The sequence below is a fragment of the Pseudomonas sp. PS01299 genome, from assembly GCF_029960145.1.
Lineage (GTDB): Bacteria > Pseudomonadota > Gammaproteobacteria > Pseudomonadales > Pseudomonadaceae > Aquipseudomonas > Aquipseudomonas putida_A.
On the sequence record NZ_JASCPO010000253.1, the window covers coordinates 1 to 7,772 of the forward strand.

The 7,772-nt window shown below is 61.9% G+C and carries 7 protein-coding genes; 1 reads left to right on the forward strand and 6 read right to left on the reverse strand.

The genetic code is table 11. The features are described 5' to 3' along the window. Positions 1-81 precede the first annotated feature (81 nt). The 6 genes from pepN to QMX91_RS26790 are packed head-to-tail and all read right to left on the reverse strand — an operon-like array spanning position 82 to position 6,598. Entirely contained in the window at positions 82-2,739 is a 2,658-nt protein-coding gene (gene pepN / locus QMX91_RS26765) for an aminopeptidase N (protein ID WP_282413630.1), read from the reverse strand. A 10-nt stretch (positions 2,740-2,749) separates the two neighbouring features. After that, positions 2,750-3,580, reverse strand: coding sequence for a DUF2797 domain-containing protein (locus QMX91_RS26770; protein ID WP_027613137.1), 831 nt, complete (start codon positions 3,578-3,580; stop codon positions 2,750-2,752). Continuing rightward, positions 3,577-3,837: a DUF1315 family protein gene (locus QMX91_RS26775; protein ID WP_003224178.1), complete on the reverse strand. Its 261-nt coding sequence runs from the start codon at positions 3,835-3,837 to the stop codon at positions 3,577-3,579. The genes QMX91_RS26770 and QMX91_RS26775 overlap by 4 nt, the downstream gene beginning before the upstream one ends. 33 nt (positions 3,838-3,870) lie before the next feature. After that, positions 3,871-4,740 (reverse strand): rhomboid family intramembrane serine protease, encoded by an 870-nt coding sequence (locus tag QMX91_RS26780; RefSeq protein ID WP_098968288.1) that lies wholly within the window; start codon positions 4,738-4,740, stop codon positions 3,871-3,873. Continuing rightward, positions 4,737-5,708 (reverse strand): metallophosphoesterase, encoded by a 972-nt coding sequence (locus QMX91_RS26785; protein ID WP_027613139.1) that lies wholly within the window; start codon positions 5,706-5,708, stop codon positions 4,737-4,739. The genes QMX91_RS26780 and QMX91_RS26785 overlap by 4 nt, the downstream gene beginning before the upstream one ends. After that, positions 5,708-6,598 carry an NAD(+) kinase gene (locus QMX91_RS26790; RefSeq protein WP_003224174.1) on the reverse strand — a complete coding sequence of 297 codons (891 nt, stop codon included), beginning with the start codon at positions 6,596-6,598 and terminating at the stop codon, positions 5,708-5,710. The genes QMX91_RS26785 and QMX91_RS26790 overlap by 1 nt, the downstream gene beginning before the upstream one ends. A 115-nt stretch (positions 6,599-6,713) precedes the next feature. Here QMX91_RS26790 and QMX91_RS26795 point away from each other — a divergent pair, with 115 nt between their 5' ends. After that, positions 6,714-7,664: a DUF1853 family protein gene (locus QMX91_RS26795; protein ID WP_282413631.1), complete on the forward strand. Its 951-nt coding sequence runs from the start codon at positions 6,714-6,716 to the stop codon at positions 7,662-7,664. The last annotated feature ends 108 nt before the right edge of the window (positions 7,665-7,772 follow it).

Here is a 7,772-nt window from a genome sequence, read left to right on the forward strand (position 1 = left end):
CGAATGCGGTATACCAGTCGACATCTCCGTGTCTGACACACCGCGTTCGCGAGCAAGCCCGCTCCCACATTTCGTTATGCGTTACGCCAGGCTTTTGCTCACCACTTCATATACGTCGCTGGACAGCTGACCGGAAGCCAGAATCCGCTCCAGCTCAGCCTTCATCAACGCCTGACGGGCGCTGTCGTATTTACGCCAGCGAGTCAGTGGCGCCAATTGCCGCGAAGCGATCTGCGGGTTGAAGCCGTTCAGTTCGATCACCAGATCCGCGAGGAAGCGGTAGCCCGAACCGTCGGCGGCGTGGAAGTTGATCAGGTTCTGCCCGGCAAACGCACCGACCAGCGCACGCACCTTGTTCGGGTTCTTGATGTTGAACGCCGGGTGCTGCATCAACGCCTTGACCCGCGCCAGACCGCCCGGCAGTGTGCTGCCGGCCTGCACGCTGAACCACTGATCCATGACCAGCGGGTTGTCCTTGAAGTGCTCGGCGAAAGTCGCCAGCGCTTTGGCCTTCTGTTCTTCGAACGGCGAGTTGACCAGTACCGCCAGCGCGGTGAGGCGCTCGGTCATGTTGTCGCTGTTTTCGAACTGTTCTTGCGTAGCGGCCAGCACTTGCGGCTTGCCGCTGAGCATCAGGTACGACAGCGCAATGTTCTGCAGCGCACGACGGGCAAAGTGCTCGGCCTCGGCCACATACGGCGTCTGCTTCGACAAATCGCGGTTGGCCTGATAACGCAGCCACAGCGCTTCGAACAGATTGTCCGCCAGTTGCTTGCGGGCAAACTCGCGAGCGGTGTGGATCGCCTCGACATCCGCCACTTCGCTGATTTCGGTCAGATACGCTTCGCTCGGCAGCGAAAGCATTTCGGCGACCATGGCCTGATCCAGCGACTCATCGGACAGCACGGTTTTCAGCGCCGAGATCAGACGCGGATCGAGCACCAGGCTCTCGCCCTTCTGCTGCTGGGCGATCAGCTCCTGCAGGACCTGCACCGACAGTTGCTGACCGGCATCCCAGCGGTTGAAGCCGTCGCTGTCGTGCTGCATCAGGAACATCAACTGGTCACGGTTGTACGGGAAGCTCAGTTTCACCGGTGCCGAGAAACCACGCAGCAACGACGGCAGCGGCTGTTCAGCGATGTCGGCGAAGGTGAAGGTCTGCTCAGCCTCGGTCACCGAGATCACGCGGGTGGTGCCTTGCGCCGACGCTTCACCGGCCAGACGCAGGGCAATCTCGTTGCCTTTGCTGTCGAGCAGACCGAGTTCGACCGGGATCACGAACGGCAGTTTTTCCACTTTGTCCGGGGTTTCCGGGCAGCTCTGGCGGAAGGTCAGGCTGTAGGTTTTCGCCGCAGCGTCGTAGGACTCGCTGACCGCCAGACGCGGCGTCCCGGCCTGGCTGTACCAGCGTTTGAACTGGGTCAGGTCGACACCGTTGGCATCTTCCATGGCCTTGACGAAGTCGTCGCAGGTCACGGCCTGGCCATCATGGCGTTCGAAGTACAGGTCACTGCCCTTGCGGAAGCCTTCGGCGCCCAGCAGGGTGTGAATCATGCCGACCACTTCCGAGCCTTTCTCGTACACGGTCAGGGTGTAGAAGTTGGAAATCTCGATGAAGCTGTCCGGGCGCACCGCGTGGGCCATCGGGCCGGCATCTTCGGCGAACTGGTGGGTACGCAGGTACGCCACGTCCTGGATGCGCTTGACCGTGGCCGAGTTCATGTCCGAGGAGAAACCGGCGTCGCGGAACACGGTGAAGCCTTCCTTGAGCGGCAGCTGAAACCAGTCGCGGCAGGTCACGCGGTTGCCCGACCAGTTGTGGAAGTATTCGTGGGCGACGATCGCCTCGACCCGCTGGTGCGCGGCGTCGGTGGCGGTTTCGGCGCGGGCCAGCACGGCGCTGGAGTTGAAGATGTTGAGGCCCTTGTTCTCCATCGCGCCCATGTTGAAGTCGTTGACGGCAACGATCATGAAGATGTCCAGATCGTACTCGCGACCGTAGACCTCCTCGTCCCAGCGCATCGACTTCTTCAGGCTGTTCATCGCGTGCTGGCACTTGTCGATGTTTTCCGGCTCGACGTAAATGCGCAGTGCAACATTGCGATTGGTCATGGTGGTGAAGGTGTCTTCGACACACCACAAATCACCGGCCACCAGCGCGAACAGGTACGCCGGTTTCATGAACGGGTCTTCCCAGGTCGCCCAGTGTCGGCCGTCTTCGCCCGGGCCGGAGGCAATCGGGTTGCCGTTGGACAGCAGCACCGGATAGCTGTGCTGCTCGGCGACCACCGTGGTGGTGAACTTGCTCATCACGTCCGGGCGGTCGAGGTAATAGGTGATCTTGCGGAAGCCTTCGGCCTCGCACTGGGTACAGAACATCGTGCCGGACTTGTACAGGCCTTCCAGCGCGGTGTTGGTTTCCGGGTGGATCCTGACGCTGGTGTCGACCGTGAAGCTGGCGCTGGCCGGCTGCAGGGTCAGGGTATTTTCGCTCAGCTGATAATCGCCGGCGCTCAGTTCCTGGTCGGCCAGGGTTACCGACAGCAGCTCCAGCTGCTGGCCGTCGAGCACCAGCGGCGGCAGGCCCGGGCCACGCTCCGGGTTGCGGCGCATCACCAGTTGCGCGTGGACCAGGCTGTGGTCCTCGAACAGCTCGAAGGTCAGGTGCGTCTCGTCGATCAGGTACTCGGGGGCCTGATAGTCCTTCAGGTAAATCATCTTCGGTTGTTCGGTGCGCATGCTGGAATCCTTATTGATGCACGGCGAGCTGATAGGCCGTGTATTTACGAATGTTGATCACGCCGGTGTCAAAAATCAGGTACTGACCCTTGATTCCCAGCAGCGTGCCTTCGGCAATCGGGTTCTTGTCCAGGTTGAAGCTGACGATTTTGGCCGGGTATTGCTCGACCGGATAGCGGATTTCGAGAGGTTCTACATCGGCAATCGTCTGAATTGCCTGTAGGCCGAATCGCTGTTGCAGGCCTTGCAAGCCCTCGGCGCAGCTTTCAAACAGCTGGTCGCGCACCTGGGCCAGATCCACCGCCGCCGCATCGCCCTTGAGCAAGGCGCGCCAGTTGGTCTTGTCGGCCACCTGGCTGCGGAACAGGTCTTCGACGAAGCCCGACTGCTGGCGCGTCGATACGCGCATGATCGGCAGCGCCTGACTCGCGCCCTGATCCAGCCAACGGGTCGGCAACTGCGTGGCGCGGGTGATACCGACCTTGATCCCCGACGAGTTGGCCAGATACACCACATGATCAGTCATGCAGAACTTCTGCCCCCACTCAGGCTCCCGGCAGGTACCGGCCTCGAAGTGACAACGCTCCGGGCTCATGATGCACAGATCGCACTGCGCCAGTTTGGTCATGCACGGGTAGCAGTAACCCTGACTGAAACTGGTTTTGGTCTTGCGCCCGCAATGGGTGCAATGAATCGCCCCCAGGTACTCCAGACGCACCGTGGTGCCGATCATGGGGTTGACCGGGACCTCGACGTCATCCAGACGAAACGCGTATTGCACATTCGGCCCGTCCAGGCGCGCCGACATTTTGCTGATTGCACCGCGGCCAATCTCGATCAATGGATGGCATCCGACTTGAACAGGATGTTCGGTACTTCGATCGACTTCGACGCACATTCCTGCGGGCCCATGTAACCGGTGCGCTGGTCTTCAGGCAGGTTCTGGATTTCCCAGGCGATCATCGCCTGCAGCGACAGCTCGCGCTGTTCGGCGGTGAGTTTGCCGCCGTCGGACCACTTGCCGATTTCCACGGCCAGTTTCAGGCTCTCGTAGATGTCCGGGGTGATGTTCTTGATCATGTCGTTAAAAGAGGACATCAGGGTCTCCGTGCTCTTTATTCACTTAAAATTTCAGGCGGCCAGTTTACGGCGGTTATACAAACCGCCCAACAAACCGGTGAAGCATCCGATGAGTAACCCGCTGACGTGCGCGGCGTTGGCGATCTGGCCGAAACCGATCATCGAGACCAGTCCGGACATGCAAATCACCAGCCACACCAGCATCATCACCAGCACGCCTCGCGGCAGGCGATACGCCGGGTTCGGCGCCAGCAACTGGAAAATCCAGCAATGGCCGAGCAAACCGTAGAGCACGCCGGACAAGCCGCCAAACAGGCTCGGGCCGCTCCAGGCAAACTGCGCGTAGTTCGACACCAGGCTGAACAGCAGGGTCAGTCCGAGCAGGTTGATGCTGCCCTGACGTGACTCGATGCGCCGCCCCAGCTCCCAGTACCACATGCCGTTCATGGCCAGGTGCAGGATGCCGAAGTGCAGCAGCATCGGCGTGAACAGGCGCCACCACTGCCCCGCCGCCAGGCTGTCGGCCAGCGGCGTGAACTGGATGTACTCGCCGACCACGCGGAAGTCGAGGAAGGTCAGCCAGCGAATGGTGTCGAGGTTGTCACCCAGATAGGTCAGGCCACCGACCAGCAGGCTCAGCAGCAGGATCAACCCGGTGGCCTTGGCGTGTTTGAGTTGCTCGGCGAAGCTCGGACGCTTGAAAGTCGGCGCCAGCGGGATGTCCAGTTGCTGATCAGGGTCGCCGGCCGGGAAGCGCTCGTACAGCGAGCGTACGTCTGCGCTGATTTCCGAAGGTGCCCACAGCACCTGCTCGCCCGCCTCTTCGCTGACTCGATGCGGCACCTGCATCCGTTGCAGCAGCTTGACGAAACCGCTCAGATCCACCGCCAACGGCAGACGCAATACCGCTACCGCACTCATTGCAGCACCTCCGGCCGCTCGACATCGACCCAGACAAATTTATGCGGATCCAGACGTGTTTCCTGATCCAGACGATAGGCCACCAGTTTGCCGTAGAGCACCGCGCTGTAATCGAGACAAGCGAGGTTCGGGCGGATCGGCGCCGGTTTGCCGCTGCGCCAGTAGTGGCCGACGAACAGCAACGGCTCGTCAATGCCGTAGCGCAGCAGATTGTTTTTTTCGCTGGAGGTCAGCGGCTTCTGCGCCACCGGCTCCGGCAATGCATCCGGCTGGAAGACGATGTCGCCGTAGGTTTTCGGGTCGTCTTCCCAGAATTTGGTGCGGAAGAACGAGCGCACCAGACCGTCGCCGCTGGTCATGGTCAAGCCATCCGGCAGGCGCATGTCGGTGCCGCGCAGCAAGCGGTCGAACACGGTGCAGGCGAAACTGCCGGGCACGGCCGAGGCCTGGAGAAAATGCTCGTCGATGCGCGCATCGGGAAACAGCCCGCGTAACGGTTCGATCAGGCTGGCATCCCAACAGGCGTGCACCACACGGAAGCGCCCGGCATCAACCACCAGCGGCAGCTCGTAGAACCAGTTGAGGAAGTCATGCCAGTCGCCCGGATGGTCTTCGAACTGGGTCAGGGTTTCGTGCAGCAGGCGCGCGTGCCGCGGCGTGTGCTCACGGACGAACTGCTTGCCGCTGCCCGGCAGCGCCGGCGTGCTCCAGCCCAGTGCGTTGAATTCGTGGTTGCCCATGATGCACAGCGCCTGCCCGGCCTCGACCATGTCGTGGACGATGTGCAGTGCCTCGCGGATTCGCGGGCCACGGTCGATGATGTCGCCGACGAACACGGCCATGCGCGATGGATGCCGCCAGACCCCGCCCTGCTTGTGATAACCGAGACGGTCAAGCAAGTGTTCGAGGGTCAGGGCGCATCCGTGCACGTCACCAATCAAGTCATAACTGCGCGCGGGATCGAGCATCAGTCGCCTCCACCACCCAACTTGCTGCCCCAGCCGAGCTTGGTCCGGCAGACTTCGTAGTAGTTGTGGTCGAGCGGATGAATCAGCCGCAGCTTCTGGGCTTTCTTGCTCACGGTGATGGTGTCGCCCGGCGCGCAGGTGAAGTGGTTCTGCCCGTCGCAGGAGACTTGCGGGTAAATCTGCATGTTTTTCGACACGACGATTTTCAGCTCACTGTTGCCATCGACCACAATTGGCCGGCTCGACAACATATGGGGGTACATCGGCACGATCACAATGGCATCGAGCTTGGGATGCATGATCGGGCCACCGGCGGACAGCGCGTACGCGGTGGAACCGGTCGGCGTGGCGACGATCAGGCCGTCGGCCTTCTGGCTGCAGACGAACTGGCCGTCGATGTACAGCTCGAACTCGATCATCCGCGTCGATTTGCCCGGGTGCAGCACCACGTCGTTCAACGCATCGCCCTGGCCAATGGCCTCGGCATGCCGGCGCACCTCGGCTTGCAGCAGGAAGCGGTTTTCCACCAGATAATGGCCGTCGAGCACCTTGGCCACTTCGACTTCCAGCTCATCGGGGCGAATGTCGGTGAGAAAACCGAGGCTGCCACGGTTGATCCCCAGCACTGGAATATTGTGCTTGGCCAACGCGCGAGCGGCGCCGAGCAGGCTGCCGTCACCGCCGACGACGATGACCATGTCGCAGACTTCGCCGAGCATCTTGCGTGACGAGGTTTGCAGGCCATGGCCCGGCAGGACTTCGGCGATGGTGTCTTCGAGAATCACGTGCAGGTGACGATCGAGCAGAAAGCGTTTCAGTCGGCGGACGGTATCCAGCACCTGGGAACTGCCCAGGCGACCGATGATGCCGATATTACGAAATTGCTCCATGGGACCTCTGCGGACAATCGAAAACGCGAAAAACCCGATTATGGGCGAAAGCCCGCGATAGACAAAATCCTTTCAGCCTCAAGGGTGCGCGCGTGTTTCAGGCTATGCTCGCAAGATGATCCTGTTTCCCGACCTGCTTCAGTTGCCACACCAATTACGCCATCCCGAAGTGCGTGATCTGGCGTGGGTGATTCTCGCCCCGCCGATGCTGGCCGCGACGCCGTGGCCGCAGCGCCATCCGCTGGCCGGCAGCGACTGGGTCAGTGATCCGCAGCGCCTGGAGCACTGGCTGCGGCAACTTGATCGTGACAGTTATGGCTTGCTGCACTGGCTGTCGCAGGCGCGTACCCGGCGGCTGGGCCTTTATTACGAACGGTTGTGGCAGTTTGCCGTGGAGCATGCGCCGGGCATCGAACTGATTGCCGCCAACTTGCCAATCCGCCGCGAAGGCCACACCCTCGGCGAGCTGGACATGCTGCTGCGCGACCGCGACGGCGTGCATCACCTGGAACTGGCGATCAAGCTCTACCTCGGCCCGCAGGAGGGCAACGGCCACGATCCGGCGCAGTGGCTGGGGCCGGGCTGTCACGATCGGCTCGACCGCAAACTGGCGCATCTGGCCGAACATCAACTGCCGATCTCGGCGCGCCCGGAAAGCCGCGAGGCGCTGGCCAAGCTGGACATCGAAGTGTTCAGTGCGCAGCTGTGGCTGGGCGGATATCTGCTGTACCCGTGGCCCGGTCAGGCCGAACCACCGAAAGGCGCGCATCCGCAGCACCTGCGTGGCAGTTGGCTGCATCAGAAGGATTGGCCGGCGTTCGTCGCTCAACGTCCGGCCGGGCGCTGGCAACCCCTGCCCCGCCATGCGTGGCTGGCGCCGGCACACTACCCGGCGGATCAGACCTGGAGTGCTGAACATCTGCAGATGTGGCTGGACGACCTGGAACCGATGGCCCCGGCGCAACTGCTGGTGCGCCTGACCGAGAATGCGCAGGGCGAATGGGAAGAGGCGGAGCGGTTGTTTCTGGTGGCGGATCTTTGGCCGAATGTGCCGGGCCAGGCCTGAGTTTCTGCAGTGCCTGGACCGGCCCTTTCGCGAGCAAGCCCGCTCCCACAAGGGGTTGGCATTCCAATTTCTACATTTGGAATGCTGCTCAAAATGTGGGAGCGGGCT

Coding starts and splice junctions, on each gene's coding strand:
- pepN (WP_282413630.1), bottom strand. CDS start 2,739: ATGCGCACCGAACAACCGAAGATGATTTACCTGAAGGACTATCAGGCC.
- QMX91_RS26775 (WP_003224178.1), bottom strand. CDS start 3,837: ATGTCCTCTTTTAACGACATGATCAAGAACATCACCCCGGACATCTAC.
- QMX91_RS26780 (WP_098968288.1), bottom strand. CDS start 4,740: ATGAGTGCGGTAGCGGTATTGCGTCTGCCGTTGGCGGTGGATCTGAGC.
- QMX91_RS26785 (WP_027613139.1), bottom strand. CDS start 5,708: ATGCTCGATCCCGCGCGCAGTTATGACTTGATTGGTGACGTGCACGGA.
- QMX91_RS26790 (WP_003224174.1), bottom strand. CDS start 6,598: ATGGAGCAATTTCGTAATATCGGCATCATCGGTCGCCTGGGCAGTTCC.
- QMX91_RS26795 (WP_282413631.1), top strand. CDS start 6,714: ATGATCCTGTTTCCCGACCTGCTTCAGTTGCCACACCAATTACGCCAT.